The following is a 25,723-nucleotide window of genomic DNA, read 5'->3' as shown; positions in this document are numbered from 1 at the left end:
TCACTGTGAGTACGGGTCGGCCGGGGAGAATCCGGCCTCGACCAGTGTGACATGACTCGTTCGGTGGCTTCTCACGAGTCCGCTGGGTGAACACGCATTCGACAAAAAACGCGAACGCCGATCAAGCGAAAGTCACGCTTCCGTTACCCAAAGCGAAATCAGGACGGCCATTTTCACTACATAGCGTGATTATCGGCCCGTCGAGAACACATTCGCGGGAAAAGCGCCGGCTTCGACGGCCTGGCGGCTCAAAGGCCCGCACAGCTCGTGAAGCCGCTTCGTCTTCTCTTCGCCGAGATGCTCCCAGGGCCCCGCCGAAGCCGCGTTCGTGGCGACTTCGAGCCGCTCGCGAAGATCGTTCCCGGCCTCCGTCAGGCCGCCCTGGTCGTCGAGGACGCCCTGCTCGCGAAGCTTGGCCGCCGCGGCGTCCCACTGCTCGTCGCTCCAGCCGCGGGAGGCCTTGGCCGCCTCGGGCAGGAACCCCTTGCCGGTGGCGGTGTGCGAGACGAGAGCGGCGAGCCCGTCGACCCCGTTGGCGACGAGCGCGGCGATGTGGCCGTCCCCGCGGTGCTCGCGCAACAGGGTGATGGCGTGCCAGAGGACGAGATGCGGCTCGCTGGGCCAGTCGAGGCCGGCGTGCCCGGCGTAGAGCGGACGGCCATCCGGCTGGCAGCCGCCGGTCGCCTCGCGGGCGAGTTCGGCCGCCTCGGCGACCGCTTCGGAGCCGAGGGTCTCTTTGCCGAGGAGCCGGGTCAGCGCCGCGTCGACGGCTTCGAACCGGGCTTCGATGATCTTTTCGGGCGTGGCCAGCGTCCACGCGCGCGGGATGTGGCGGGCGACCAGTTCGGGATTGAAGTTGTAGAACGTCGCCGCGACCACGCCGGGCCCGACCGCGCCCATCGGCGCCGCGCGGCCCGCGAAGTACGTCATGCGCCCCGGACGGAGACCGGCGCCCGTGAGCGCCTCTTCCGTCTCGGGGGCGAAGTAGGTAAGGGAATGCAGTACATCGAACGTCCCGCGGAAACGTCCCGTGACCCGACTCGCTTCACCCATGGGGGCACCCTACCGGCAGGTAGGTATCCGGCGCAGGTTTCGCCGCCGAGAGAGCAAGGGACCTTTGCTACCACTCGGGCCGCTGACCTGCGAAAAGGGAGCAGGGGACCTTTGCTACCACTTGGGGCGGGGGTGTGTGGTGACCGTGTGGATTTTGTCGCGTTGGGTGACCCGAAATTCACACAGTCGTCGCACAGAGGAAGCAAGGGACCTTTGCTACCACCCCCGCGACGACGCGGGAACCGAACCCGCTCGGCTACGTCATACTCCTGAAGCCGGATCACCACAGCGCACGGGGAGCGACGATGTCCGCCCAGATGGAACAACTGATCGCCCAGTTCGAGAACTTCCAGGCCAAGGTGCGCCAGGCCGAGGCGCGCTTCGCCGAAGTCGGCGACATGCAGGAGCGGATCGCGCAGGTCGAGACCTCCGTGACGTCCCCCTCCGGCGAGGTCACGGTCGTCGCCGGGGCCGGCGGAACCGTCACCGACCTCCGGCTCAGCGCGGGCGCCATGCGCCTCGAAGCGGGTCACCTTTCCTCGGTGATCATGAGCACCCTGCGCAAGGCCGTCGCCGGCGCCGCCCAGCAGCAGGCCGGGATCGTGGACGAGACGTTCGGTGAGGCGTTCGGCGTCAACACGTCGCAGCAGGTTCGCGAGGCACAGGCCGAGGCGTTCGGAACCGTCGAGGAAGAACCCGCGTCACAGCAGCAGCAACCGCAGCAGCCATCCCGCCCGGCGCGCCGCCCCGCCCCGCGGGACGACGACGACTACTTCGACGACGGCTCCTTCCTGCGCCGCAGCTGACCGAACCGACCGAGGGACTCCCACGATGTCAAAGGGAATCGAGACGAACATCGCGGCGATCGCCGCGTATGCCCAGCAACTCCCCTATTACGAGCAGGAAGCGGAGAAGTTCGGCGCCAAGATCGACGCCGCCGACGTGACCGACGAGGCGTGGGGCATCGTCGGGATCTGGGCCAAGCAGGGCTACACCGATCGGCTCGGCGAACTCCGTTCGCTGATGAACGACATGAAGGACGGCGTGGACGGGTTCATCTCCAAGCTGAACAAGGCCTCCGAGATGTACCGGGGCATCGAAGAAGCCGGAAAGGTCGAGTTCGGCAAGCACGAGGCGACCATCGACGAAACGCTCGGAAAGTAGGGGTCATGACCGAGGAGAAGTCGAGCATCGCCGACGGGGTCGACGTCCAGGCGTACGACGAGAGCATGAGCGCGAACCTCGATCGCGCGATGGGGCACGTGCCGGTGGCGGGCACGATCTACAAGTCGGGCAAGTCGATCGCCTCGCACGCCCAGCAGGCGGCCCAGGCGGACAACCCGGCCGAACTGGCGTCCGCGGGTGCCGCGCTGGTCGGGGACGGGGCCGCGTTCGTCGGCGCCGCCGCGACCGACATGGTCACCTTCGCGATGGACCCGATCGGCTGGCTGGTCAGCCACGGGCTGAACATGCTGCTCGAGCTGGTCCAGCCGCTGCAGGACGCGTTGCACCAGGTCACCGGCGACGGCCCGGCCATCGGGCACGCGTCGGAGAACTTCGTGGCCCTCGCGAACGGCTTCGTCGCCCTCGCCGACGACTTCGAGAAGACCGGTGACGCGGCGCTCGCCGAGTGGGTGGACGACGCGGGCAAGGCCGCGAAGGAAGCGCTGGGCGACTTCTCCGCCGGGATCCGCGGCGTCGGCTCGGCCGCCGGATCGGTGGCCGAGGTGCTGCAGATGTGGTCGATGGTCATGGTGGTCATCGAAGAGCTGATCAAGGGCATCATCACCGAACTGATCTCCTGGCTGATCACCATCTGGCTGCCCGCGCTGGCCGCGTCGGTGATCAGCTTCGGCAGCTCGGTCGCCGCCGCGATGACCGCGTCCATCGCCAAGGCCGCCAGCGTGCTGCAGAAGGTGACCAAGTATCTCGGCAAGTTCGGCAAGCTGCTCGACACCTTCATCGAGTACCTCGCGAAGTACGCGACCAAGGTCGTGGACATGACGAGGAAGTTCCGGATCGGTACCTACGCCGGTGAGTCGAAGTTCTCGCTGAACGTCCTGGAGAACACCGCCGGGGTCGCGCTCACGCCGAGCAACCGGGTGCTCACCACGATGTTCGGCACCTCGGTCGGCGTGCGCCCGCTGGTCTCCGGCGCGGCCGTCAAGGGCGGCATCGGTGCCGGGAAGGCCGCGTACACCGAGGGCAAGGAAGCCGTCATGCCGGAGGGGGAGAACGAGCCGTGGTTCAACAAGAGCGAGATCGGCGGGGACAAGAGCCCGGAGGAGACGCGGGGGAACCTCGACATCTGAGCGACTCCCGGCAGCGGGCGGCGGAAAAGATCTTCGCGCACCAAGAGCGCATGGAGGACAAGGCGGAGAAGGCCCTTGTCCGTCCTGGCTTCCGTGAACGGGTCGAGGAACTGATGACCGCCCAGTGGCGCGAGCCGGTCATCGTGCTGCGGCTCGGCGACACCGATCTGGGTTTCGACGTGCCCGGCAGGCGCCTGGACGGCACGGTCAAGGGGAAGCGGCTCGTCCGGCGGTTCTTCTGGAACGTGTTCCGCGGTGTCGGCGGCGCGTTCGTCTACGTCTTCGCACTGCTGAACGGTGCGGGCAGCGGCGGTGGCAAGGGCGGTCACCCGTTCCAGCGGGAGATCCGTGTGAAGGGCCCGGCGAACGCGATGGCACTCGAGCCCGCCGATCGGGTCCGGAAGGCGAGCGGGCCCTGGCTGGTGTGCTCGCCGTCCGCGATCGCGGTGGTGGACACCGGTTCGACCTACCGGGACCTGGCCGACGCGCCGCCGCCGGAGATCCTCTGGCAGGCCAGGAAACCGCAGGCACCCGCGATCGACTTCCGCAAACGCGTCCTGACTTGGCCGGACGGGTCGAGTTTCGCGTTCACGCTGCACGGACGCACTGAGGAGCGGTATCTGCGGGAGCGTTTCGAGTTCCCGGACACGATTAACTGGACCGGACGGCCGGACGGGCCGAAGTAGCTCGCTCGGTTCTTGAGGGCTGAAGGACGCTTTCCCCGCATGCGATGCGAGGAAGGCGTCCTTCGCCGCTTTTGCCGACGCCCCTTCGAGAAGTAGTACGGACGAGCCGGCGTGTAAGCCGGATCCTGTCCCCGCCCCGCCTTACGGCTGAGCGGGTGGCGGCCATCCATCTAGGCCCGCCGTCGCCGACGGGCTCGAGCGGCCTACCCGCAGGCTCGGGCGGGCAGCCCTCGATCGCCTGCGCAGGAGCCTCGCGGCTCCCTCTTGGCCTTGCTCCGGGTGGGGTTTACCTAGCCGTCCTGGTCACCCAGGACGCTGGTGGTCTCTTACACCACCGTTTCACCCTTACCTCCGCCCGCGAAGCGAGCGAAGGCGGTCTGTTTTCTGTGGCACTGTCCCGCGGGTCGCCCCGGGTTGCCGTTAACAACCACCCTGCCCTGTGGAGTCCGGACTTTCCTCGAACCGGTCTCCCGGCTCGCGGCCGCCCCGCCGACTCGTCCGTCGGCGAATCCTACTGCACGGGTGCCGGCAGGCAGTTCAGGTTGCGCCGTCCGTCGGGTTCGACCACGAACCACACGTGGTCGGTGCCCTGCCCGGTCCATTCGCCGGGCCGCGCGTTGGCGAACTTGTAGAGTGGCCAGCCGGCCAAAGTCACCTGCTTGGCGCCTTCGGGACGCTTGATGGTGTCGACCAGTGCCGGATCGATGCCGGTCACCAAGGGCGTGCCGGTGGTCGTGACGGGGGTCCACACCGCGGCGCAGTCCCCGAGGCAGGCCGAACGGGCCTTGTGCGGGTTGTCGCGTTCGTAGCGGAAGAGCACGGCGCCGGTCTCGTCGAGGACGGCTTGCCCCATCCGTGTCATGTAGACGGCGGTGAGCCGCGTGCCGGGCGGAGGGTCCGTCGGAGTACTGGCTCGCGAAGTGACGGGCTGCGACACCCGCGGGCTGGGGAGGGATTCCGTCACCGGAGCCTGAGCCGTCAGCGACGCGGGTTCAGCCGCCTGCCACCACATCGCGGCGCCCACGACGAGCGCCGCGATGACGACGAGCATGGTCAACCGCGATCGGCGCATCAGGCGTCTCCGTTTCTCCCGGATGGCTGACGGGGTTCTGTGCCGCGATCTCGTTGGTCCAGTGCAGGACGGCGGACGGGCTGTCGAGGCCGACGACGCCGACGAGCCGTCCCTTGCGGACGAAACCGGTGACGGGCCGTTCGCCACCGACGGGTGAAGCGAGCGCGACGGTGTCGGTGCCGAGCTTCGGGATTCCGCCCGCCTGGATGCGCATGCCGTGCTGTTCGGACCAGAACCGCGGCACCGGCGCGAAAGGCCGCGAAGCCTGCGGCCCGGCGAGGAGGTTCTCCGCGGCCGCACGGCCCATCTCGACGGCGTTGAGCCAGTGCTCGACCCGCCGCGGCGTCTCGTCGAAACGCAGGTTCGGCCACTGCGCGACGTCTCCGGCGGCGACGATGTTGTCCATCCCCAGCACGTGACAGGTCGGCGAGCAAACGACGCCGTCGTCGAGCGGCAGTTTCGCGCCGCGCAGCCAAGAGATCGACGGCACCGTGCCGACGGCCACCACGACGCACGAGACGTCCAGGATCCAGCCGTCGGACGACCGCAGCCGCAATCCGTTCGGCGTGGTCTGCCAGTTGTCGATGGACGCGCCCAGCGCCAGCCGCACCCCGCGCGCGCGGTGCAGCGCCGAGAGCTTCTGCCCGATGTGCTTGCCGACGACCTCGCCGAGCAGATGCGCCGACCGGCCGATGACGGTGACCTCCCGGCCGATCTCGCGCAGGCTGGCGGCGACCTCGCAGCCGATGAACCCGCTGCCCAGCACCGCGACCGGGCCGTGGTCGGCGGCCAGGTTGTCGCGCAGTTCCGCGGCGTCGGCCAGGGTCCGGACCACGACCACCCGCGGATGTCCGTGCGGCACACCGGAAAGCCTTCGCGGTTCGACGCCGCTGGCGATGACGAGCCCGTCGTAGGGCAGTTCCTCGGCACCGGGCAGATGGACGACCTGGCGGCCCGGCTGCAGATGCGTCGCCGGGGTGTTGAATCGCCATTCGGCGTCGATCTCGTCGGGCCTGGCGAGCAGCATCTCCGCCGGGCCGGTGGCGCCGGTCAGCAGTTGCTTGGACAACGCCGGCCGGTGATACGGCGGCTCGGGCTCGTTGCCGACGATCACCAGTTCGCCGTCGAACCGCAGTTCCCGCAACCGTTCCGCACAGCGCAGCCCGGCCAGCCCGCCGCCGACCACGACGATCCGTTCGCTCATCGTCGCGCCCCCTGTAATCGGATCGCCCGCATCGGGCAGGCTCTGGCCGCGGCTTGTACGAGCGGCATCTGTTTGGCGCCGGGTTTCCGGAGGTAGCGCAGCTGTCCGTCGCCCTGCAATTGGAAGACCTGCGGCGCTTCGGCCTGACAGATGGCGTAGCGGTGGCACTTCTGGTCGTCGACGGAGATCCGGACCGGTTCGGCCCGGCCGGTGCCGCCTTCGAGCAGTCCCAGCAGGACCAGCGCCCGCGGCGGCAGCACCCGCAGCACGGTGAGCACGACGGCCGGGGTGAGCACGGTGATCCCGCCGAGCCAGACCGTCGCGAGGTTCCCGTTCGCGGACGCGCCCAGCCAGGAGTGGATCGCGAGCAGGCCGACCGCGAAGTAGCCGGCCTGATGGAACCGCTGCCCCCGTGGATCGGCCGCGCCACGGCGCACCGCCGCGGTGACCGAGACGGCGATGAACAGTTCCAGCCCGACGACACCGGCCGCGTGCCGCGCGAACCCGCCGCCCGCGAACGGGATCAGCAGTGCGAGGACGCCGAACGACTCGTCGTCGAGGAACAGATAGGACAGTCCATGGACGACACCGGTGGCGAGACTGAACACCGCGAGCACGACGTGACCTCCGCGCAACGCCTCGTGACCGGTGACGCGCCTGATCCAGCCGGTGGCGCTCAGCACGCCCCACACCAGCGTGAGGCACATGGTCACGTAGGCGAACCGGGCCGACAGGGCGGCGATGTCCCGCACCCCGCTGTCATGAGGTGACGGGGCCGGGATGACGGCCAGGAGCGCGGCGTTCATCCGCGCCTGCCCGATGCCCCGAGCAGCCGGACGAGCCCGAAGGTCGCGCCCCCGGCGATCCCCGCCATGAGCACGCCGAGCGCGAGGTCGCCGCCGTCGAGTTCGTCACCGCCGCCGGGTGCGACCATCAGCGAGGTGGTTTCGGCGATTCCGGTGCTTTCGAGCAGGGTCATATGCCGCATGACGGTTTCGACGGCGGTCTGCGCGAAGGACCGCATCGCGTCGTCGCGGGTGGCGGCCCGCACCTGGGAGGCGAGACCGAAGACGCTCCCGTGCGCGGCGCGGGCGCGATTGACGTAGAGGCGGTCGAAGTCGGCGCCGGCGGCCCCGGTGATCTCGTCGATCCAGGAACGCTGTTCCGCGGTGGGCTCGGCGGGGAGTTCGACGCGGACCTTCGAAGCGAGCGCGCGAACCTGGGCGTCGAGCCGGTCGTGGTCGTCGGCGAGTTTCCGGCCGACCTCCCGTACCCGCTGCCCGCTCCCGCGCTGTTCCGCCTGACGGCTGATCGGCCCTTCCCACAAACCCGCTTGGCGCACGCGGACGAGCAGTTCACGATCATGGGCGTCGATTTCCGCGAACGCTTGGATGGGCGTTCCCGCCCATATCACCAAGCAGGCGATCACCAGTCCGAACAGCCGATAGATCATTTCACCCGTCCCCGTCCTCGAAGTGCCTCACTGGGAGTACGGCGAACCGGAGCGGCCGGTTCGATCTAGCCGGAGCAGGTCGATGTGATGTGCATCACACGACACATTTAGAACCGTTTATCGCCGCGATACGTACCGGCCGACTAAATGTAAACGAACCACTACTGCACATGGCTCACGGCGATAGTCTGCGCTACGGTGTACGAACCCGTGAAATCCTCCACCGCCGGGGAGGTAGCGAATCTTATGGAAGCAGTGGGCAGAGGATGCCGGTTCGATGGCGACCATCGGCCGGGCGAGGTTCCAGATGAGTTCATTTCGGTGCTGTACAAGGATTTCCGGGACACACTGTTCGGGCAGGTGATGTACCTGACGGGCCATGATCAACAATGGACGGAAGACGTCGTCCAGGAAACACTGATCCGCGCCTGGCAGCATTCGGACACGTTGAACCGCGAGCCGGGAATGTTGCGCGGCTGGCTGCTCACGGTCGCCAAGCGGATCGTGATCGACGGCTGGCGAAACCGGCGCGCCCGACCACAGGAGGTCGAGCTGGACAGTTCCGAAAACGCCGAAATAGCGGACCGGACCGAACAGTCACTGTCCGCACTCGTCATTTCCGAAGCACTGCGTTATCTGGACGGCAAATACCAGGCCGTCATCTACGAGACGTATCTGACCGGGCATACGGTCCGGGAGGCGGCGGTGATATTGGGGATCCCGGAGGGAACGGTCAAATCACGGCTGTACGCGGCCATGAAGACATTGCGACGGTCGTTAGGAGAACTGGGGTCCCGATGAGGAAGCGAAAGGTGAAACACACCGATGTGGCGGCGTACGTACTCGGCGTGCTGGACCGCGCCGAGGCGCACGCCTTCGAGAAGCATTTGAAGGGCTGCGCGCGATGCGGACGGCAGGTCGCGGAATTCGCGTCGGTGGAACACGCGCTGGCGAAGGCCGATCTGCGCTACCTGTCCCCCGTCGCCGCGCGATGTCGCGGCCGGCTGTCGATGATCACGGCGAACCTCGTCGTGGTCTTCCTGGCGTGCGTCGTCGCGGCCTTGATGTCGTCGCAACGATCGTCCCGGCGGATCTCGACGGATGCGGACATCCCGGCTCCTGCTCCCCTCGACGACCAGCGATCACTCCCGTTACCGCTTACATGCGAGTAGTCTGCCGCAAGCCGACACGAAGGTCTCTACGGTGCATACCGAAGTAAATCCCGAGAGTCCCTTCGGCGGGCCTTCGGTACCGAAGCGCCGCGCCGCCGGGTTACTGGGTCGAGACGGCGAACTCGACACGATCACCGGACTGCTCCGCGCCGCCCTGCGGGGCCGCGCCGTCAGCGCGGTGGTGGTCGGCGAGTTCGGGATGGGCAAGTCCTCGATGCTCACCGCGGCCGGCGAGCTCGCCGAAGCGGCCGGGTTCACCGTCGCGATCGCCACCGCCTCCCGGCTGGAAACCCACCTGAGCGGCGGTGTCTGCCGTCAGCTGGTCGAAGGGCTCACCCACGCGCCCCCCGAACCCGGATCGCCGCGGCCGCGCACGCCGCACGCGGCCGAAATCCTGCCGGATCACCCTCCCCGGACCGAACGGGAGCAGACGGAGGCGCTCGACGCCTTCTTCCACATCGTCCGGCACGCCGCCGAGCAGGGGCCGGTCTTCCTCGGCATCGACAACATCCACCTCGCCGACCCGTGGTCGATGCGCTGTCTCGCCTACATCCGGCACCGGGTCGAGCAGTTGCCGGTGGTGGTCGTGCTGACCTCGCTGATCGGACATCTGCAGACCGGCGAGGTCGCCCTGCTGGAGATGTCCGGCTGCACCCCGGCGACGATCCTGCTGCGCGGGCTCGGGACCCGGCACGTCGCCGAGTTCCTCCAGGTCTCCGTCGGACGGTTCGCCGAGGAATGCCGCGAGGTCACCGGCGGCAACCCGTTCCTGCTCGGCGCGCTGCGCCGCCGCCTGGTCCCGGGGATGGATCCGGCCACCGCGGGGTCGGCGATGATCGGCGAGGTGCTGCGGGTCCGCGTGCACCAGTACACCGCCGCGCCGAAGGTGCTCGAAGCCGTCGCGATCCTCGGCGAGGACGCGAGTTTCGACCTGCTGGCACAACTCGCCGGGGTCGACGAGAGCACCGCGCTGGAGGCCATCGACACGATGGTGCGCGTGCACCTGCTGACCAACAGCCACCGGCCGTCGCTGACCTACCGGTTCGTCCGCAACTCGGTGCTCGCCGACATGCCGCTCACCACCAGGGCGGTCACCCAGTCGCGGGCGGCGCGGCTCTTGCACGACGCGGGTGCCGCGCCGGAGCGGGTCGGCGTCCATCTCCTGGAGGCGACCGCGATCAGGATCCCTTGGGCGGTCGACGTCCTGCGGCTGGCCGCCCGGCATTCGGTGGTCGAGGGCGACCCGGAGCTGTCCGTCCGGTTCCTTTCACGCGCGCTGGAAGAACGTCTGAGCGAGCGCAAGCGGATGGCGATCCTGCTCCAGCTCGCGCACGCGGAATTCCACTGCGACCGGGATTCGGCGCCGGCCAGGGTGCGCGAGGCCATCGACCATATCGACGACCGGGAAACCGCGGCCTTCGTCGCGACGGCCATGATCCTTTCGCTGTGCTGCGGCCCGGACGCGCGGCTGGCGATCAACTCCGCGGGCCAATTCGCCGCACGGCTCGACGCGGGCGGGCCCGACGCCGTCTGGCCATTGCTCTGCATGACCTATCTCGCCGAAGCGGGCAGCAGACTCGGGCCACCGCCGGACTTCCGCGATTTCGAACGGCAATGGGCGCCGCTGAACGATCCCGCCGCGCAACAGAGCCGATCCGGTCTCCTCGCGCTCGACGCGGTGCGCGGCGGCAAGTCCTCGGCGAACGCCGTCCGGCATTTCGGAGAGGCGTTGTCCGGCGAACAGCCCGAACTGTTCGAGCAGCCGTATTTCTTCACGCTCGCGACGGCCGCGCTCGCCGACGAACCCGCGCTCACCGACAAGCTCTGCCAAGTGCTCGACACCGAACGCCTGCCGTGGGACTTCCACGTGCCGAAGGGCGCCCTCGCCACTCTGGCCCGCGGCATTGCTTTGCAGGCGGGCGGAGACCTGGTGCGCGCGAGTGTCCACTTCGAATCGCTGGTGCGGCAGTTCGACGAACGCGGGGTCACCGGCCGCTGCCCGATCGCGGTGCTGTGCGCGGCGAGACTGATCGAGGTCTCGGTGGACCTCGGCCGCCCCGACCTCGCGAAAGCCCTGCTGGACAGAATCGATTTCGGTGCCACACAAGCGCTTTTCACGCACAACTACCTGCTCTACGCCCGAGGCAGACTTCGTGCGGCCACCGGTGAACCGGAGCTCGGGTACGAAGACCTGCTCGGCTGCGGGCGCCGTCTCGAACACCACGGCATGCGTTTCCCCGGCTTCGCCCCTTGGCGGGCGCACGCCGCTCGCACCGCGCTGGCGCTCGGTAGTACCGACGCGGCGGCCCGGCTCGCGGAGGAGGATCTCGAGGCCGCGGAACGCTGGGGAGCGCCGAGGATCCTCGGCGGCGCGCTGACCACGGCCGGGCTCGTCCGCGAGGACGAAGAGGGCGAACGCCTGCTCACCAAGGCCGTCGACGTCCTCGGCGGGTCGACCGCGAAACTCGCGCTGGCCGAGGCGCTGACCGAGCTCGGCGTGCTGCAGACCCGGCACGGGCAGGCCGAAAAGGCGGTCGGCACGCTGCGGACGGCCGCGCAGTCGAGCAAGCATTGCGGGGCGCGGCCGCTCGCGAGGCGGGCCGCGGAGGCGTTGCGGGACGCGCGGGCGAGCCTCGCGACGGCGAAGGACAACGAACACGGTCTCACCAAACAGGAATACCGCGTCGCGCTGATGGCGTCACAGGGTCTCACCAACCGGGAGATCGCCGAAGCACTGCACCTGACCCGCCGCACCGTCGAACTGCATTTGTCCGGGGCCTACCGCAAACTGGGCATCACCGGACGCACCGAATTGGGTTCCGCGCTCGGACGGTCTCAGCGCGTGGACACCGATTGACGGTTTCCGGGGACGGCGGGTTCACTCCGCGGCATGCCGGGAATCGAATCCGAACCACTCAAATTCGCCTATTGGGTCCCCAATGTGAGCGGCGGTCTGGTCACCAGCGACATCGAGCAGCGCACCGACTGGGGATACGAGTACAACCGGGATCTCGCCGTCCTCGCGGAGAACAGCGGCTTCGAGTACGCGCTGAGCCAGGTCCGCTACACGGCCAGCTACGGTGCCGCCTACCAGCACGAATCGACCGGGTTCAGCCTCGCGCTGCTGCTCGCGACGCAGCGGCTCAAGGTGATCGCGGCCGTCCATCCCGGGCTGTGGCATCCCGGGGTGCTCGCGAAGTTCATCGCGAGCGCGGACGTGATCTCCGGCGGGCGCGCGGCGGTCAACGTGGTCAGCGGCTGGTTCAAGGACGAATTCACGAACCTCGGCGAACCGTGGCTCGAACACGACGAACGGTACCGTCGTTCGGAAGAATTCATCCGCGTACTGAAGGAACTCTGGACGAGCGACCACGCCGAATTCGCCGGTGATTTCTATCGGATCCACGATTTCGACATCAAACCCAAACCGGTCGGGCGGCCGCATCCGGAGATCTTCCAGGGCGGCAACTCCACCGCGGCGAGGAAGCTCGCGGGCCGGGTCTCCGACTGGTACTTCAGCAACGGCAAGGACTTCGAAGGGTTCAGCGAGCAGGTCGAGGAGGTCCGCGGCTACGCGGCCCAGAACGACCACGCCGTTCGGTTCGGGCTCAACGGTTTCGTGATCGCGCGGGAGACCGAGAGCGAGGCGAAGGCCGTGCTGCGCGAGATCGTCGAGAAGGCGAACACCGAGGCCGTCGAAGGTTTCCGCGGTGCGGTCAAACAGGCGGGAAGCTCCACATCGGACAAGAAGGGGATGTGGGCCGACTCGGAGTTCAAGGATCTGGTGCAGTACAACGACGGCTTCCGCACCGGGCTCATCGGCACGCCGGAGCAGATCGCGGACCGGGCCATCGAGTACAAGAAGCGCGGGGCGAACCTGCTGCTGCTCGGCTTCCTGCACTACCTGGAGGACGTCGAGCACTTCGGGAAGCACGTGCTGCCGGTGATCCGGGAGAAGGAGGCCGCCCTCGACCGCGTTTAGTCCTCTGAATGCGGTAGGCCGCATTCAGAGGACGAAATGCGGTCGGGTTACGGGAGGTAGACGGTCTGGCCCGGGTGCATGGTCGGGCCGCAGTCCTTGAGCGGCCCGCCGAAGCGCGCCTTTTCCACATCCGGCATGGTCTTCGCGGCGTAGTCCCGGACGGCCTTCAGCTTCTCGGGGCTGGAGACGGCGTCCTTGCGCACGAAGTCGCCGTTGCGCGGCCCGCTGCCCGGGTACACGAAGATCGGCTCGTAGTCGCGGTCGATCCGCGGGTCGACGGTGATGCCGTTGCCCGCGGCCCACGGGCCCCACGAGTGGATGAAGGTCGGCTTGACCTTGTCGAACACGTAGTCGCGCAGCCCCGGCAGGTCGCCCTTCTTGAGAAAGTCCGCGACGTCCGCCTCGACCAGCCCGGCCATGTCGACCAGGTGCAGGCGGCTGGTCATCGACGAGCCGCCGAGGTCCGGCAGCAGCAGCGACGCCTGCTGGAGGCCCAGGATGTCGGCCATGGTGTTGAAGCCGCGGCCGAAGCGGTCGGCGATGAGGCACGCGGGCACCGTCGGGACCTCTTGGAACTTCTTCGACGCCGACGCGAACCCCATCCCGGACGGGATCGCGGCCGCGACCAGCACGAGCACCACGACGGTCCGCAGCGCCGCCCGCGAACGGCGCAGGAGTTCACCGGCGGCCAGCGTTCCCGCCAGCACCGAGAGGATCCAGATCGGGGTCGCGAAACGGTGCTGGCCCATCCAGTCCGGGACCATCACGCCGTAGGCGATGATGCCCAGCGCCAGCGGCACCAGCAGCGCGATCAGCGCGCGCCGCCATTCCGCGCGGACCAGCGCGTACCCGATGGTCAGCGCCAGCAGGATCGTGCCGGCGACACCGGCGTAACCGACCAGCTCGAACGGCTGCTTCAGCGCCGAAAGCCCGGGCAGCCCCTGCCCCTTGGCGATGGACGGGTTCGCCAGCAACCTGCCGAACTCCGTGATCCGCCAGGCGAGGTACGCCCCGAACGGGATCGCGAACGCGACCACCGACACCACGACGAACTTGACGCTCTGCCCCAGCAGCGGTTTCCGCAGCTGGAACAGGACGACGAGCGGGTACGCGCCGCCGTAGATCAGGCCTTCGGGGCGGGTCAGCGCGGCGAACGCGACCAGTACTCCGGACCAGACGGCGACCTTCGCGGTGAGCAGGGTGTCCTTGCGCACGGCCACAAACAGCAGCACGGCGAGCCAGGCGACGGCCATCCCGAACAGCGAGTTCTCCAGCCCGGAGATCGTCCAGATGACGAACGACGGGATCGCGGCCAGCGTCAGCCCGACGACCAACGTCGCCAGCCACGCGAAGCGCGCGAAGATCTGCTTCGCCGCGATGTGGCAGGCGGCCAGCGTCCCGGCGGTGAACAGGAGCCCCAGCAGCTTCGGGAACAGCACGTAGTCGGGGAGGCCGAACAGCATGCCGCTGTCGAAAACGCCGACGAGCTTGCCGAGCGCCAGCATCACCAGCCACGTCGAGTTCGACCAGCCCTCCACCGACGGCTGCCCCGGCTGCAGCACCGGGCCGAGGCCGTCGGTGAAGCTGCGCGCGTAGGAGAAGGTGATGGCCGCGTCGTCGACGATCCAGTGGCCGTAGAGGGTGGCGTGCCAGGCCAGCGCCGCCACTCCGGCGAGGACCGCCAGGTACGGTGCGACACGGGCGGCCAGGCCACGACGGGCCGGCGTCTCCGCCGGATCGGGCACGCCTTGTTCGGAAGCTTCGCTGAGTGCGCTCGCCGTCATGTCCCCGTCTTTGCCTTTTCGCTCACGTGCCGTCGCCGAAACTGTAGCCAATACCCCATCGGCCGCCCGCGACACGTCATATCCAGGCGTGATCCGCGCCACATTCTCCTGGCTAGGAGAGGTGCGAAATGTCGTTCACCAACCGGACCGAGGCGTTGCCGTCCGGGTAGAACTCGACGATCGACAGCGAGGCCAGGTCCAGGTGCAGGCGGAACAGCAGCGACGGCCCGGCGTCCAGGCCCATCCGCAGCAGCGCCTTGATCGGCGTGACATGGCTGACCAGCACCAGCGTCCGGCCGCCGTACTTCGCGATCAGTTCGTCGCGGGCCTTGCGGACCCGCCGGTGCACGCCGTCGAAGCTCTCCCCGCCCGGCGCCGCGATCGAGGTGTCGGAAAGCCAGCTGGTCTGGAATTCGGGGTCGCGGTCCATGGCCTCTTTGAAGGTGAGGCCTTCCCATTCGCCGAAGTCGGTCTCGATCAGTCCGGGGTGGGTCTCGACCCGGCCGCCGAGCGCGTCCGCGATCGCCTGCGCGGTCTGCTGGGTGCGGATCAGCGGTGAGGCGATGATCGGCGCCGCCTCGCCGTCGACGACCAGGCCCTCCATCGCGCCGAGGCGTTTCGCGGCGGCGGCCGCCTGCTGCTTGCCGTGCTCGGTGAGGGGCACGTCGCCGCGGCCGGAGTACCGCTTCTCGACCGACATCGCCGTCTGGCCGTGCCGTACGAGGAGCAGTTTGGTCGGGGTCCCGGTCGCACCGGTCCAGCCGACGGGGCTGACCCTGTCCTGCTTCACGGTCTTCTTCGGCGCTTCCGCCTGCTTCCCGGCGTCCATCGCTTCGTTCGCGAGGCCGTCCGCGTGGGAGTTCTCCGCGCGCGGGATCCACTCGTAGCGCACGCGCGAGAACCGCGCCGCCAGCTCCTTGGCCTCGGCGTTCAGCGGCTGCATCGACGGGTGCTTGACCTTCCAGCGCCCGGACATCTGCTCCACCACGAGCTTCGAGTCCATCCGGACGTCCACAGTGGACGCTCCGAGCTCGGCGGCCGCGGCGAGCCCGGCGATCAGGCCGCCGTACTCGGCGACGTTGTTCGTCGCGATGCCGACGTAGGCCTTGCGCTCGGCGAGCACTTCGCCGGTGGCCGCGTCCTTGACGACCGCGCCGTACCCGGCGGGCCCCGGGTTGCCCCGCGAACCTCCGTCGGCCTCGACGAGCACATGGTCGGTCACAGGCCGGACTCCAGCGTGCGCACCAGGATGGCGCCGCAGTTCTCGCACTGGATGACGTTGTCCTCCGGGGCCGCCTTGATCTCGGCGATCTCGCGGCGGTCGATGTCGAGCTGGCAGGCGCCACAGCGGCGGGCCCGCAGCAGCGCCGCGCCGATGCCCTTGTGCGCGCGGACCCGCTCGTAGAGCTTCAGCAGGTCTTCCGGGAAGCGCGGCAGGAGCTTGGCGCGGTCTTCGTCGCGGCGTGCCTTCGTGGTGTCGAGGTCGGTGAAGTGCTCGTCGCGGCGCCCGATGGCTTCGGCGACCTCGCCCTCGGCCTTCGCGACCTCGGCGCTGGTGCGCTGGGCGTCGAGTTCGAGCGCCTCGCGGCGTTCCATCAGTTCGAGCAGGTCGTCCTCGAGCGCGGCCTGACGCCGGCTGAGGCTGTTCAGCTCGTGCTCGATGTCGGTCATCTGCTTCGCCGCGACGGAACCGGATTCGAGGAGTTTGCGGTCGCGGTCTCCGCGAGCGCGCACCGACTCGATCTCCTTCTCCTGGCGGGCGATCTCGCGGTCGAGGTCGGACGCCGCCGTCTGGACCGAGACCAGCGCGTCACGTCGTTCGCGCACCGTCTTCTCGCCCGCGTCGATCTCGGCGATCTCCGGCAGGGTGCGACGACGGTGGGCGGTACGCGCGAGTTCGGCGTCCACCTTCGCGAGTTCGAGCAGCTGGCGCTGGACGGCGGGGTCGGCCTTCACGGTGCTCCTTGGAGTTCTTAGTGCTCGGTTCGGGTGGCCCGTAGCGTCCACGGGTCGGTGCACCGCGTGGAGACGTGAACGTCGACGTTACCCGCAAACGCGGCACGGACGACGCCCGAGGCTTGCTCGCACCACGGCCACTCGCTCGCCCAATGGGTGACGCCGACCAGGGCGGGGACTTCGGCGATGTCGGCGAGGTGCTCGCCGGCGGGATGATGCCGGAGATCGGCGGTGACGTACGCGTCGACCCCGGCGGCGGTGGCGCGCTTGAGATAGCTGTCGCCGGAGCCGCCGGAAACGGCCACGCGGCGGATCGGGCGATCCGGGTCGCCCGCGCCGTAGACGCCGGGCTCCGTGCGGGGCAAGGCGTTCGCGACGCGTTCGACGAAGGCGGAGAACGGTTCGGGCGCGGGCAATTCACCGATGCGGCCGATGCCGGTGACGCCGTCTTCGCGGGGGTCGAGCGGGCCGAGGACGGTCAGGCCGATGGCGTCGGCGAGCGCGTCGGAGACGCCGGGGGACGCGGAATCGGCGTTGGTGTGCGCGCAGTAGAGGGCGACGCCGGCCCGGATCAGGCGGTGCACGAGGCGCCCCTTCGTGCTGTCCGCCGGTACGCCGTGGACTCCGCGCAGCAGCAGCGGATGGTGCGCGACGATCAGCTGCGCGCCCCCGGCGATCGCCTCGTCGACGGTCTCGTCGACCGGGTCGACGCAGAACAGGACCTTGTCCACGTGCTCGGCCGGGTCGCCGCAGACGAGGCCGACGGCGTCCCACGATTCGGCGAGTTCGGGCGGATACGCCTGCTCCAGGGCGGCGATGACTTCGGCTAGCGCGGGCACCCGGGGATTTTCGCATGTAGCGTTTCCGGGCATGCGACTTCGGGTGCTCTGTGCTGTTTCGCTGCTTCTCGTGGTGTCACCCGCGCCCGCGTCGGCGTCTCCGGGCCTCTGGGAACTGACCGACCTGGCCGCTCAGCGCGTCCAGATCGCCGACAAGGTCGCGGCCGCGAAATTCGGCACGCCGTCGCCGATCGACGACCCGGTGCGCGAGCGGCAGATCCTCGACTCGATGGCCGCGAAGGCGCCCGGCCTCGGCCTCGATCCGGCAGGCGTGGTGCGGTTCTTCCGCGACCAGATCGAGGCGAACAAGGTCGTGCAGCGCGGTCTGTACGCGCGGTGGACCGAGCACCCCGGCACGCGGCCGCCCGGGCGACCCGATCTGGGGACCGAGGTGCGGCCGGTGATCGACCGGCTCAACGCGGGGCTGCTCACCGAACTCGCGGAGACCCGGGACGCGCGGGCGCGACGGTCGTGCGACGTGCGGCTCGCGGTCACGGTGCGGCTGGCCGACGCGCGGCGCGGGCTGGACCGGCTGCACTCGGGGGCGCTTGCGGAGGCCGTGCGGTCGGCCTGTTCCCGCTCCTGACCTGCGGATGGGGAGCAGGGGACCTTTGCTACCACTTGGCCCGGAGACGTCGCTGACCTGCGAAAAGAGAGCAAGGGACCTTTGCTACCACCCCGGCTCAGTCCAGGGCCTTCGCGTCCTTGTTGATCGCCCAACGGCCGGCCGCACGCATCGCGCGCCCCGTCCACAGCACCGCGCGATAGGCCTTCGTCGCCTGATCGGGGACGTCGGGCCGGACGACCTCGTACGGCGAGACGGACGCGCTCGACCGGAGGTGCAGCGGCATCCTGGTCATCGCCTCTTTCGGCGATCTCGCCTGGACGAAGTGGTGCTCCGACAGGATCCGCCCGACCTCGTAGGGGTGCGGAAGCTTGACGGTGATGCGGTACCAGCGGAGCCCGGTTGCCGGCGACTCGACGCTGGGTGTTGGTGCGCTCATACGCGACCTTCCTGCGTGTTTCTCTCCAGGAGGTCTACTCCCGCTTCGTCCCGGCTTTCCAGCTTCGCGCGCCCGGTAGCCGTTCGGAGCCGGTGAGCGGTCGATCTCCGTCGGCCTTCACACTGATCAGGTGCTGCACATCGTCTTCGTCTGTTCCGGCAACATCTGCCGCTCCCCGATGGCCGAGCTCGTCTTCCGCGCGAAGGCCGAGGAGGCGGGTCTCGATCACCTCGTACAGGTGTCCAGCGCGGGCACCGGCGGCTGGCACGTGGGCGAGGCCGCGGACAAGCGGGCCCGCGCGAAGCTCGCCGAACACGGCTACCCGACCGGCCACGTCGCGGCCGAGGTCGACCGCGGACATCTGGCCGCCGACCTGCTGCTCGCGGCGGACGAAGGACATCTGTCGTTCCTCCGGCGCAAGGTGTCGGACCCGGCGAAGGTCCGTCTGCTGCGCGAGTTCGATCCGTCCGCGCCCGAGGGCGCCGAGGTCCCGGACCCGTACTACGGCGAGGACGACGGTTTCGAGGACGTCCTCGGCATGATCGAGCGGGCCGTTCCGGGCCTGCTCGACTGGGTGCGCGCACACGCCTGAGGCCGACCGCTTACCGTGGTGGGGTGCGGTTGAAGTTCCTGCTGAAGCCCGGGTGGCTGGCATTGACGTTGGTGGTGTTCACCTTCGCCATCACTTGCTTCACCCTGCTGGCGCCGTGGCAGTTCTCCCGCAACACCGAACGCGAGCACCAGAACGCGGCGCTGCGGGAGTCGTTCTCCGGGCAGCCGCGCTCACTGGAGGAGCTGCTCCCCAACGGCGCCGTGCCTGATCAGCGCACCGAATGGCACCTGGTCGCGTTGAAGGGAACGTACCTGCCCGAGGGCGAGGTCGTGGCCCGTCTGCGCTCCGTACAGGGCGAAGCGGCCTTCGAGGTCCTGACACCGTTCCGGACCGTCGAGGGGACGGTCGTGCTGGTGGACCGCGGGTACGTCCGGCTCGACGACAAATCGCGCGCGCTCCCCTTCGCCCCGCCTCCGGCCGGCACGGTCGACATCGTCACGCGCGCACGCCACGACGAAAAAGACGGGAAGAACCGCGACGCGTTCGCCGACGAGTCGACCGGCGGGAAGCTGCAGAGCTACGTCGTCGATTCGCAGGTCGTCGCGCGGGCCGCGAAGCTCGACATCCGTCCGGGTTATTTCCAGCTCGACGTGAACCAGCCCGGCGTGCTGGGCGCGCTGCCGCTGCCGCAGACCGACGCCGGACCGTTCTTCTCCTACGCCCTGCAGTGGATCGCGTTCGGCGCGATGGCGTTGATGGGGTGGCTGTACTTCACCGTCCGCGAGCTGAAGCCGGGCGGTGCACTGACGACGGAGCGGCCGCAGCGGCGCAAGAGTGTCGCGGAGATGCTGGCCGAAGACGAACGCTCCGAAGTGGCCACCTGATCCGACCCGGAAATGGACCTTTCGCAGGTCCATTTCTCCGTGTTCCGCTTCGAGCATGCTGATTCACCCGTGGGACGCCGCCCACGACGACGCCGAATGGCGGACCTGGCTTTCGACGCACGACTTCGGCCAGCTGATCGCCGGCGGCGTGGGCCGTGACCTGCCGATCGTCAACCCGGTGCACTTCGCCTACGACGGCGACCAGACGGTCCTGCTGCACCTCGCCCGCCCCAATCCGGTCTGGCCACTGCTGGAGGAACACCCGCGCGCGCTGCTCGCGGTGATCGACGAACACACCTACATCCGCTCCGACTGGAACACCCCGGCCGACCCGCCGCACGGCGTGCCGACGTCGTACTACTCGTCGGTCCAGCTCGAATGCGACGTCCGGCTGATCGACGACGCCGCGGAGAAGGCAGCGCTCCTGGACCGGCAGCTCGCGCGTTTCGAGCCCGGTTCGGGCAGGTCGGCGGTGAGCGCGACCGAGGCGCCGGACAAGCGGCTGCTCCCCGGCATCCGCGGGGTCGAACTGACCGTGACCGGGGTGCGGGCGAAGTTCAAGTTCGGCGGGAACAAGCAGCCGGCCGACCGGTCACGGATCGACGCCGAGCTCGCGCGGCGCGATGGGCCGATGGACGCGGGGGCGCGGGCGCGGCTGGCTCAGCGGGAGCGGTAGCAAAGGTCCCCTGCTCCCCCTGCACGAGGACCGTGTGGATTTCGGGTCACCCAACGCGACAAAATCCACACGGTCACCACGCGGAGTAAGGGGTGTGTGGAAACAGGGACACTCAACGTCCCTGTATCCACACACCCCCGCCCCAAAGTGGTAGCAAAGGTCCCTTGCTTCCCCGCCCGTCGCCCAGCCAGGACTGCCTGCGGTCACTGTGTGGATTTCGGGACATCTAACGTCCCAAAATCCACACAGTCCCCCGCGGTAGCAAAGGTCCCTTGCTCCCTTTCCGCAGGTCAGGGGCCGGGTGGTAGCAAAGGTCCCCTGCTCCCCCTGCATGAGGACCGTGTGGATTTCGGGTCACCCAACGCAACAAAATCCACACGGTCACCACGCGGAGTAGGACGTGTGTAGAAACAGGGACACTCAACGTCCCTATATCCACACACCCCGACCCAAAGTGGTAGCAAAGGTCCCTTGCTCCCTTTCCGCAGGTCAGGGGCCGGGTGGTAGCAAAGGTCCCCTGCTCCCCCGCCGCGGGGAAAGCGCAGGTCAGCGACGGCGCCGCAGCCCGACGAGACCCGCCAGCACCACCGAGCTGATCGCGCCCAGCCAACCGACCACCCGCGAGAGCTCCACGGCCCGCGTCACGTGCCCGGCGTCCGGGTTGCGCCCGATGCCGAGCACCGGCAGTTCCTCGACCCCGTGCGGATACACCGTCCGCCCGCCGACGCGGATCTCCAGCGCCCCGGCAAAAGCGGCCTCGACGCGGCCGGCGTTCGGGCTCGGGTGCGCGGCGGTGTCCCGCCGCCACGCCCGCCACGCGCCGCCCGCCGAGCCGCCGACGACCGGGGCCGCGAGCACGGTCAGGCCGGCCGCGACCCGCGTGGGCACGAGATGGACGATTTCATCCAGCCGGGCGATGAGCCACCGGTACCGCTCGGGGCGCCCGCGGCCGATGCCGCGCAGCAGGCTGATCGCGCGCGAGCCGAGCAGGCCGGGGACGCCGGCGAGCGCTCCCCACACCAGCGGCGCGACGACGACGTCCGCGGTGTTCTCGGCGAGGGTTTCCACCGAAGCGCGCGAGAGGCCGATGACGCCGAGGTCGTCGGCGACTCGCGGGTCCAGTGTGGACAGTGTGCCGCGCGCGGTCTCGAGTTCGCCTTCTTCGAGATCCCGGGCCAGTGAGGTGCCGTGCGCGGCCAGGCCGGCGGCGCCGAGGACGGCCCAGGTGGTCACCGCGGTCGTGGTCGCCTGCAAAACGGGGCTGCGCCGTCCCGCTCGCTCGGCGAGCACTCCCGCCAGCACGGCGGAGCCCGCGAGGCCGCCGGTCCACAGGACCCCGGCCACCGGGTGTTTCGACCGGACCTTCGCGTCCACCGCCGAAGCCGCCCTGGCGAACGCCGTCACCGGACGCCGCGACCGGGGGTCCCCGATCGCCCCGTCCGCGGCCACCCCCAACACCAAGCCGATCGCGCGCGCCGCGCTCACCGTCGCCCCCTGCATGCAGTATCCCTCGAAGACCTGCAGAGATTACTCGAAGATCATCCGTCCAGAAGGACGGCCATCTCGTCACGCGCCTGGATGACGATGTCCCGCATCGCGCGTTCGGCCCGGTCAGGGTCACCGGCGTCGACGGCCACCGCGACCTCGACGTGCAGCGCGACGGCCTCGGGCTGCGGCTCCTCGGGCATCAGGCCGTGGCCGGTCCGCCCGGCGAGCACCTCGGCGACGACCGCCGAAAGCTGAGCGAACATCGGATTCCGCGACGAGGACAGCAGCAGATCGTGGAAAGCGACGTCGTGCCCGAGAAAGGTGTCGAGATCTCGCCGGTGCGCTGTCTCCTCAAGCCGCTTCGCCAAGGCCCGGAGTCGGCCGCCCTCCTCCGGCGTCGCCCGCAGCGCGGCGTACCGGGCGGCGCACGGTTCCACACCGGAACGCAGTTCGGTCAGGGTGCGCAGCGCGGTCTTGCGCTCGGAGCCGTCGAGTTGCCAGCGGAGCAGTCTCGGGTCGTAATGGTTCCACTCGCCCGGCTCGCGCACGATCACCCCGACCCGGCGTTTGCTGCTGGTCAGGCACATCGTTTCGAGGACACGCACCACCTCGCGCGCCACCGTGCGCGAGGCGCCGAACCGCTCTTGGAGCTCCTCCGAGCGCAGTACGGAGCCCGGCGGGAGCTCCCCGTTCGCGATCGCGGAGCCGAGCGCGTCGAGCACTTCGGCATGCCTGTCGTTGCCCACCAGGCGACTCTAACGTTCTGACTCGATTAAGTAGTACTTGATGTTGCTTAAGTAGTACTTTTGAGCTGTACTCGTCCCGGCTACAACGACGTGGGAGGTACGGATGACCGTCATCGTGGTAATGGGCGTTTCCGGCTCGGGCAAGACGACCGTGGGCACGGCACTCGCCGAACGCCTCGGCGTCGACTACGCCGAAGCGGACACGTTCCATCCGAAGGCGAACATCGACAAGATGAGCTCCGGCCACCCGCTGAACGACGAAGACCGGCAACCCTGGCTCGAAGCCATCGCCACCTGGATCCGGGACCACCAGTGCTCCGGCGGCGTCGTGACGTCTTCCGCGCTCAAGTATCGCTACCGCGACATCCTGCGCGGCGGCGGGAAAGTCTGGTTCCTGCACCTCCACGGCGACCGCGACCTGCTCGCCGATCGGATGAAGACCCGCTCCGGCCATTTCATGCCGGTGTCCCTTTTGGACTCCCAGCTCGCCGACCTCGAACCGCTGCGTCCGGACGAGCACGGCCTCGTCGCCGACATCGCGAAGAAGCCGGAAGAGATCGTCGAAACCGCCCTTTCCGTTTTCAAGGACCGCTGATGACCACCACCCTCGCCGCCGCCTGGACCGGACACGACACCCGCCTCATCGGCGCGACGGTGCTCGCCATCGCCGTGATCGTCGTCCTGATCACCAAGGCGAAGCAGCATCCGTTCCTCGCCCTCATCCTCGGCTCCGGCGTGCTCGGGCTCGTCGGCGGCATGCCGGTGGACAAGCTGATCAAGAGCTTCAGTTCCGGCGTCGGCTCCACCGTCGCGTCGGTCGGCGTGCTGATCGCGCTCGGCGCGATGCTCGGCAAACTGCTCGCCGACTCCGGCGGCGCCGACCAGATCGTCGACACCATCCTGCGCCGCTCGGGTGACCGCGCCCTGCCGTGGGCGATGGCGCTGGTCGCCGCGCTGATCGGGCTGCCGATGTTCTTCGAGATCGGCCTGGTCATGCTCATCCCGGTGATCCTGCTGGTCGCCAAGCGCACCGGGAAACCGTTGCTGATGCTGGGCATCCCCGCGCTCGCCGGACTTTCGGTGCTGCACGGTCTCGTCCCGCCGCACCCCGGCCCGCTCGCCGCCGCGGGCGCGCTGAACGCGAACGTCGGCCTCACCCTGGCCTTCGGCCTGCTCGTCGCGATCCCGACGGTGATCATCGCCGGACCGCTGTTCGGCAGGCTGGCCGCGAAGATGGTCCCGGACGCCGTCGCGCCGGAGCGGCTCGTCCCGGAATCGTCCTCTTCGGACGGACGACGTCCCGGCTTCCTCGCGACGCTGTCGACGGTGTTGCTGCCGGTCGTGCTGATGATGGGCAAGGCGCTCGCGGACATCCTGCTGGAAAAGGAGAACCACCTCCGCCGCGTGCTCGACTTCATCGGCGACCCGCTGGTGGCGCTGCTCGCCGCGGTGTTGCTCGGCATGCTCACCCTCGGCAAGTCCGCGGGCTTCACCCGCGACAAGCTTTCGTCCACTGTGGCCGATTCGCTGCCGCCGATCGCCGGCATCCTGCTCATCGTCGGCGCGGGCGGCGGGTTCAAGCAGACCCTCGTCGACGCCGGGGTCGGCAACGTCATCACCAGCCTGGCCACCGGCGCGAATCTGTCGCCACTGCTACTCGGCTGGCTGGTCGCGGTCGCGATCCGGCTCGCCACCGGTTCGGCGACGGTCGCCACCGTGTCCGCCGCGGGCATCGTGGCGCCACTCGCGGCCACCATGGACCCGTCGCACAGCGCGCTGCTGGTGCTGGCGATCGGCGCCGGTTCACTGTTCTTCTCCCACGTCAACGACGCCGGGTTCTGGCTGGTCAAGGAGTACTTCGGGCTTTCGGTCGGGCAGACGCTGAAGAGCTGGTCGATCATGGAGACCGTGATCTCGGTGGTCGCGATCGCGCTGATCCTGCCGCTCGGTGCCTTGTTGTAGCTCCGGCTTGACACGTGACCTTTTAGTCACCTATTCTTCCGACGTGCCCGACGACGACCTGGTTTTCAAGGCCCTGGCGGATCCGACTCGCCGGTTCCTGCTCGACCAGCTGTTCGCGCGTGACGGCCGCACGCTGACCGAACTCGAGTCCGAAGTGGACATGAGCCGGTTCGGCGTGATGAAGCACTTGAAACTGCTGGAAGAAGCCGGACTTGTCGTCACGCGCAAGGAGGGCCGGGAGAAGAAGCACTTCCTCAACCCGGTGCCGATCCGGCAGATCCACGACAGGTGGATCGACAAGTTCACGGAGCGCAACGTGACCGCGTTGCTCGACCTCAAAGCCGAACTCGAGACCGAGGAGCCCTCATGACCGACACCCAGGTTTACCGCGTCTACATCAAGGCCACCCCGGAGAAGATCTGGGACGCGATCACGAAGCCCGAGTGGTCGCGGAAGTACGGCTACACCGGCCTCGTCGACTTCGACCTGCGGCCGGGCGGCAAGCACGTCACCCATCCGACGCCCGAATACGTCGAAGCGGGTTTCACCAACGACTTGGTCGACGGTGAGGTCCTGGAGGTGGATCCTCCACGCAAGCTGGTCATCACCTGGAAACTGCGGATGGATCCCGCCTTCGACAAGGAGCCGTACACCAAGCTCACCTACGAGATCGAAGAGACGAAGACCGCGGGCACCCGGCTGACCGTCACCCACGACGTCACCGACGCGCCGACGACGGCCGCCCTGGTCAACGGCTCGCAGGAGGACATCAACGCCGGACCGGGCGAGAACGCCGGCGGTGGCTGGGCCTGGATCCTGTCCGACCTCAAGACGCTGCTGGAGACGGACGAGCCGCTCGTCCCCGCCGCCTCTTGAGCCCGTGAAGGCCCCCTTCCC

The 25,723-nt window shown here is 68.8% G+C and carries 28 protein-coding genes and 1 other RNA gene; 16 read left to right on the top strand and 13 right to left on the bottom strand.

Annotation, left to right across the window (positions count from 1 at the left end; translation table 11 throughout):
* Positions 1-189: 189 nt before the first annotated feature.
* Complete coding sequence (locus tag DMC64_RS06810) at positions 190-1,053, bottom strand: hypothetical protein (RefSeq protein WP_038518857.1); 864 nt, start codon at positions 1,051-1,053, stop codon at positions 190-192.
* A 305-nt stretch (positions 1,054-1,358) separates the two neighbouring features.
* On the opposite strand from DMC64_RS06810, the gene DMC64_RS06805 reads away from it, so the two are divergent.
* The 4 genes from DMC64_RS06805 to DMC64_RS06790 are packed head-to-tail and all read left to right on the top strand — an operon-like array spanning position 1,359 to position 4,051.
* Positions 1,359-1,859 (top strand): YbaB/EbfC family nucleoid-associated protein, encoded by a 501-nt coding sequence (locus DMC64_RS06805; RefSeq protein WP_037331969.1) that lies wholly within the window; start codon positions 1,359-1,361, stop codon positions 1,857-1,859.
* Positions 1,860-1,884: 25 nt separating this feature from the next.
* Entirely contained in the window at positions 1,885-2,217 is a 333-nt protein-coding gene (locus tag DMC64_RS06800; RefSeq protein ID WP_037331971.1) for a hypothetical protein, read from the top strand.
* Between the two features lie 5 nt (positions 2,218-2,222).
* Positions 2,223-3,365 carry a hypothetical protein gene (locus tag DMC64_RS06795; RefSeq protein ID WP_037331972.1) on the top strand — a complete coding sequence of 381 codons (1,143 nt, stop codon included), beginning with the start codon at positions 2,223-2,225 and terminating at the stop codon, positions 3,363-3,365.
* A 50-nt stretch (positions 3,366-3,415) separates the two neighbouring features.
* Entirely contained in the window at positions 3,416-4,051 is a 636-nt protein-coding gene (locus DMC64_RS06790) for a hypothetical protein (RefSeq protein ID WP_125732685.1), read from the top strand.
* Between the two features lie 98 nt (positions 4,052-4,149).
* Here the strand turns inward: DMC64_RS06790 and rnpB are convergent.
* The 5 genes from rnpB to DMC64_RS06765 form a co-directional block, all read right to left on the bottom strand.
* An RNA gene (gene rnpB / locus DMC64_RS06785) (RNase P RNA component class A) lies at positions 4,150-4,548 on the bottom strand.
* A gap of 14 nt (positions 4,549-4,562) precedes the next feature.
* Positions 4,563-5,123: a hypothetical protein gene (locus DMC64_RS06780; RefSeq protein ID WP_233629582.1), complete on the bottom strand. Its 561-nt coding sequence runs from the start codon at positions 5,121-5,123 to the stop codon at positions 4,563-4,565.
* A complete protein-coding gene (locus tag DMC64_RS06775; RefSeq protein WP_125732683.1) occupies positions 5,044-6,327 on the bottom strand; it encodes an NAD(P)/FAD-dependent oxidoreductase in 1,284 nt (427 codons plus the stop codon). The genes DMC64_RS06780 and DMC64_RS06775 overlap by 80 nt, the downstream gene beginning before the upstream one ends.
* Entirely contained in the window at positions 6,324-7,133 is an 810-nt protein-coding gene (locus DMC64_RS06770) for a ferredoxin (RefSeq protein ID WP_125732681.1), read from the bottom strand. Before DMC64_RS06770 ends, DMC64_RS06775 begins: the two co-directional genes overlap by 4 nt.
* On the bottom strand, positions 7,130-7,780 hold the full coding sequence (locus DMC64_RS06765; RefSeq protein WP_125732679.1) for a DUF4142 domain-containing protein: 651 nt from the start codon (positions 7,778-7,780) through the stop codon (positions 7,130-7,132). The genes DMC64_RS06770 and DMC64_RS06765 overlap by 4 nt, the downstream gene beginning before the upstream one ends.
* Positions 7,781-8,026: 246 nt before the next feature.
* Between DMC64_RS06765 and DMC64_RS06760 the strand changes: the two genes are divergently transcribed.
* Genes DMC64_RS06760 through sfnG form a run of 4 tightly spaced genes read left to right on the top strand, consistent with a single transcriptional unit; the run spans position 8,027 to position 12,934 of the window.
* Positions 8,027-8,581 carry a sigma-70 family RNA polymerase sigma factor gene (locus tag DMC64_RS06760; protein ID WP_037331979.1) on the top strand — a complete coding sequence of 185 codons (555 nt, stop codon included), beginning with the start codon at positions 8,027-8,029 and terminating at the stop codon, positions 8,579-8,581.
* 11 nt (positions 8,582-8,592) lie between these two features.
* Positions 8,593-8,952, top strand: coding sequence for a zf-HC2 domain-containing protein (locus DMC64_RS06755; protein ID WP_233629581.1), 360 nt, complete (start codon positions 8,593-8,595; stop codon positions 8,950-8,952).
* Positions 8,953-8,983: 31 nt separating this feature from the next.
* Positions 8,984-11,809, top strand: coding sequence for an AAA family ATPase (locus tag DMC64_RS06750; protein WP_125732675.1), 2,826 nt, complete (start codon positions 8,984-8,986; stop codon positions 11,807-11,809).
* A 33-nt stretch (positions 11,810-11,842) separates the two neighbouring features.
* Positions 11,843-12,934 (top strand): dimethylsulfone monooxygenase SfnG, encoded by a 1,092-nt coding sequence (sfnG, locus tag DMC64_RS06745; RefSeq protein ID WP_125732673.1) that lies wholly within the window; start codon positions 11,843-11,845, stop codon positions 12,932-12,934.
* Positions 12,935-12,981: 47 nt separating this feature from the next.
* Here the strand turns inward: sfnG and DMC64_RS06740 are convergent, their stop codons facing one another.
* The 4 genes from DMC64_RS06740 to DMC64_RS06725 all read right to left on the bottom strand — a co-directional run bounded on the left by DMC64_RS06740 (position 12,982) and on the right by DMC64_RS06725 (position 17,513).
* Positions 12,982-14,718 carry a hypothetical protein gene (locus DMC64_RS06740; protein WP_125732671.1) on the bottom strand — a complete coding sequence of 579 codons (1,737 nt, stop codon included), beginning with the start codon at positions 14,716-14,718 and terminating at the stop codon, positions 12,982-12,984.
* Positions 14,719-14,830: 112 nt separating this feature from the next.
* Positions 14,831-15,940, bottom strand: coding sequence for a bifunctional RNase H/acid phosphatase (locus DMC64_RS06735; protein WP_174492060.1), 1,110 nt, complete (start codon positions 15,938-15,940; stop codon positions 14,831-14,833).
* Positions 15,937-16,674, bottom strand: a complete 738-nt coding sequence (locus tag DMC64_RS06730; RefSeq protein WP_125732669.1) for a zinc ribbon domain-containing protein — start codon at positions 16,672-16,674, stop codon at positions 15,937-15,939. Before DMC64_RS06730 ends, DMC64_RS06735 begins: the two co-directional genes overlap by 4 nt.
* A 17-nt stretch (positions 16,675-16,691) precedes the next feature.
* Positions 16,692-17,513, bottom strand: coding sequence for a Nif3-like dinuclear metal center hexameric protein (locus tag DMC64_RS06725; RefSeq protein ID WP_038518888.1), 822 nt, complete (start codon positions 17,511-17,513; stop codon positions 16,692-16,694).
* Positions 17,514-17,544: 31 nt separating this feature from the next.
* Here DMC64_RS06725 and DMC64_RS06720 point away from each other — a divergent pair, with 31 nt between their 5' ends.
* Positions 17,545-18,099 (top strand): chorismate mutase, encoded by a 555-nt coding sequence (locus tag DMC64_RS06720; protein ID WP_125732667.1) that lies wholly within the window; start codon positions 17,545-17,547, stop codon positions 18,097-18,099.
* A gap of 97 nt (positions 18,100-18,196) precedes the next feature.
* Here the strand turns inward: DMC64_RS06720 and DMC64_RS06715 are convergent, their stop codons facing one another.
* Positions 18,197-18,517, bottom strand: a complete 321-nt coding sequence (locus DMC64_RS06715; protein ID WP_125732665.1) for a hypothetical protein — start codon at positions 18,515-18,517, stop codon at positions 18,197-18,199.
* 130 nt (positions 18,518-18,647) lie between these two features.
* Between DMC64_RS06715 and DMC64_RS06710 the strand changes: the two genes are divergently transcribed.
* The 3 genes from DMC64_RS06710 to DMC64_RS06700 are packed head-to-tail and all read left to right on the top strand — an operon-like array spanning position 18,648 to position 20,630.
* Positions 18,648-19,109, top strand: a complete 462-nt coding sequence (locus DMC64_RS06710) for a low molecular weight protein-tyrosine-phosphatase (protein ID WP_037331995.1) — start codon at positions 18,648-18,650, stop codon at positions 19,107-19,109.
* Between the two features lie 23 nt (positions 19,110-19,132).
* A complete protein-coding gene (locus DMC64_RS06705) occupies positions 19,133-19,954 on the top strand; it encodes an SURF1 family protein (RefSeq protein WP_125732663.1) in 822 nt (273 codons plus the stop codon).
* Positions 19,955-20,009: 55 nt separating this feature from the next.
* Complete coding sequence (locus tag DMC64_RS06700; RefSeq protein WP_125732661.1) at positions 20,010-20,630, top strand: FMN-binding negative transcriptional regulator; 621 nt, start codon at positions 20,010-20,012, stop codon at positions 20,628-20,630.
* A 546-nt stretch (positions 20,631-21,176) separates the two neighbouring features.
* Here the strand turns inward: DMC64_RS06700 and DMC64_RS06695 are convergent.
* Together DMC64_RS06695 and DMC64_RS06690 are read right to left on the bottom strand one after the other, a co-directional pair.
* On the bottom strand, positions 21,177-22,130 hold the full coding sequence (locus DMC64_RS06695) for a CobD/CbiB family cobalamin biosynthesis protein (protein WP_199754905.1): 954 nt from the start codon (positions 22,128-22,130) through the stop codon (positions 21,177-21,179).
* 38 nt (positions 22,131-22,168) lie between these two features.
* Positions 22,169-22,864 carry a FadR/GntR family transcriptional regulator gene (locus tag DMC64_RS06690; RefSeq protein WP_125732659.1) on the bottom strand — a complete coding sequence of 232 codons (696 nt, stop codon included), beginning with the start codon at positions 22,862-22,864 and terminating at the stop codon, positions 22,169-22,171.
* A 103-nt stretch (positions 22,865-22,967) separates the two neighbouring features.
* On the opposite strand from DMC64_RS06690, the gene DMC64_RS06685 reads away from it, so the two are divergent.
* From DMC64_RS06685 to DMC64_RS06670, 4 genes are read left to right on the top strand one after another with little or no spacing between them, the layout of a single operon-like run.
* Entirely contained in the window at positions 22,968-23,459 is a 492-nt protein-coding gene (locus tag DMC64_RS06685; protein ID WP_037331999.1) for a gluconokinase, read from the top strand.
* Positions 23,459-24,826: a gluconate:H+ symporter gene (locus tag DMC64_RS06680; protein ID WP_125732657.1), complete on the top strand. Its 1,368-nt coding sequence runs from the start codon at positions 23,459-23,461 to the stop codon at positions 24,824-24,826. Before DMC64_RS06685 ends, DMC64_RS06680 begins: the two co-directional genes overlap by 1 nt.
* Before the next feature lie 43 nt (positions 24,827-24,869).
* Positions 24,870-25,196, top strand: a complete 327-nt coding sequence (locus tag DMC64_RS06675) for a helix-turn-helix transcriptional regulator (protein WP_016331552.1) — start codon at positions 24,870-24,872, stop codon at positions 25,194-25,196.
* Entirely contained in the window at positions 25,193-25,702 is a 510-nt protein-coding gene (locus DMC64_RS06670) for an SRPBCC family protein (protein ID WP_125732655.1), read from the top strand. Before DMC64_RS06675 ends, DMC64_RS06670 begins: the two co-directional genes overlap by 4 nt.
* Positions 25,703-25,723: the final 21 nt, after the last annotated feature.

The organism is Amycolatopsis sp. WAC 04197 (assembly GCF_003947475.1).
In the GTDB taxonomy this organism is placed as follows: Bacteria; Actinomycetota; Actinomycetes; order Mycobacteriales; family Pseudonocardiaceae; genus Amycolatopsis; species Amycolatopsis japonica.
Note: the sequence above shows the minus strand (reverse complement) of the source record. Positions and strands in the feature narration are given on the sequence as shown.

Excerpts from the sequence above, each read along its gene's own strand:
- DMC64_RS06810 (WP_038518857.1), bottom strand. The coding sequence starts at position 1,053 with ATGGGTGAAGCGAGTCGGGTCACGGGACGTTTCCGCGGGACGTTCGAT.
- DMC64_RS06805 (WP_037331969.1), top strand. The coding sequence starts at position 1,359 with ATGTCCGCCCAGATGGAACAACTGATCGCCCAGTTCGAGAACTTCCAG.
- DMC64_RS06800 (WP_037331971.1), top strand. The coding sequence starts at position 1,885 with ATGTCAAAGGGAATCGAGACGAACATCGCGGCGATCGCCGCGTATGCC.
- DMC64_RS06795 (WP_037331972.1), top strand. The coding sequence starts at position 2,223 with ATGACCGAGGAGAAGTCGAGCATCGCCGACGGGGTCGACGTCCAGGCG.
- DMC64_RS06790 (WP_125732685.1), top strand. The coding sequence starts at position 3,416 with ATGGAGGACAAGGCGGAGAAGGCCCTTGTCCGTCCTGGCTTCCGTGAA.
- DMC64_RS06780 (WP_233629582.1), bottom strand. The coding sequence starts at position 5,123 with ATGCGCCGATCGCGGTTGACCATGCTCGTCGTCATCGCGGCGCTCGTC.
- DMC64_RS06775 (WP_125732683.1), bottom strand. The coding sequence starts at position 6,327 with ATGAGCGAACGGATCGTCGTGGTCGGCGGCGGGCTGGCCGGGCTGCGC.
- DMC64_RS06770 (WP_125732681.1), bottom strand. The coding sequence starts at position 7,133 with ATGAACGCCGCGCTCCTGGCCGTCATCCCGGCCCCGTCACCTCATGAC.
- DMC64_RS06765 (WP_125732679.1), bottom strand. The coding sequence starts at position 7,780 with ATGATCTATCGGCTGTTCGGACTGGTGATCGCCTGCTTGGTGATATGG.
- DMC64_RS06760 (WP_037331979.1), top strand. The coding sequence starts at position 8,027 with ATGGAAGCAGTGGGCAGAGGATGCCGGTTCGATGGCGACCATCGGCCG.
- sfnG (WP_125732673.1), top strand. The coding sequence starts at position 11,843 with ATGCCGGGAATCGAATCCGAACCACTCAAATTCGCCTATTGGGTCCCC.
- DMC64_RS06740 (WP_125732671.1), bottom strand. The coding sequence starts at position 14,718 with ATGACGGCGAGCGCACTCAGCGAAGCTTCCGAACAAGGCGTGCCCGAT.
- DMC64_RS06720 (WP_125732667.1), top strand. The coding sequence starts at position 17,545 with ATGCGACTTCGGGTGCTCTGTGCTGTTTCGCTGCTTCTCGTGGTGTCA.
- DMC64_RS06715 (WP_125732665.1), bottom strand. The coding sequence starts at position 18,517 with ATGAGCGCACCAACACCCAGCGTCGAGTCGCCGGCAACCGGGCTCCGC.
- DMC64_RS06700 (WP_125732661.1), top strand. The coding sequence starts at position 20,010 with ATGCTGATTCACCCGTGGGACGCCGCCCACGACGACGCCGAATGGCGG.
- DMC64_RS06695 (WP_199754905.1), bottom strand. The coding sequence starts at position 22,130 with ATGCAGGGGGCGACGGTGAGCGCGGCGCGCGCGATCGGCTTGGTGTTG.
- DMC64_RS06685 (WP_037331999.1), top strand. The coding sequence starts at position 22,968 with ATGACCGTCATCGTGGTAATGGGCGTTTCCGGCTCGGGCAAGACGACC.
- DMC64_RS06680 (WP_125732657.1), top strand. The coding sequence starts at position 23,459 with ATGACCACCACCCTCGCCGCCGCCTGGACCGGACACGACACCCGCCTC.
- DMC64_RS06670 (WP_125732655.1), top strand. The coding sequence starts at position 25,193 with ATGACCGACACCCAGGTTTACCGCGTCTACATCAAGGCCACCCCGGAG.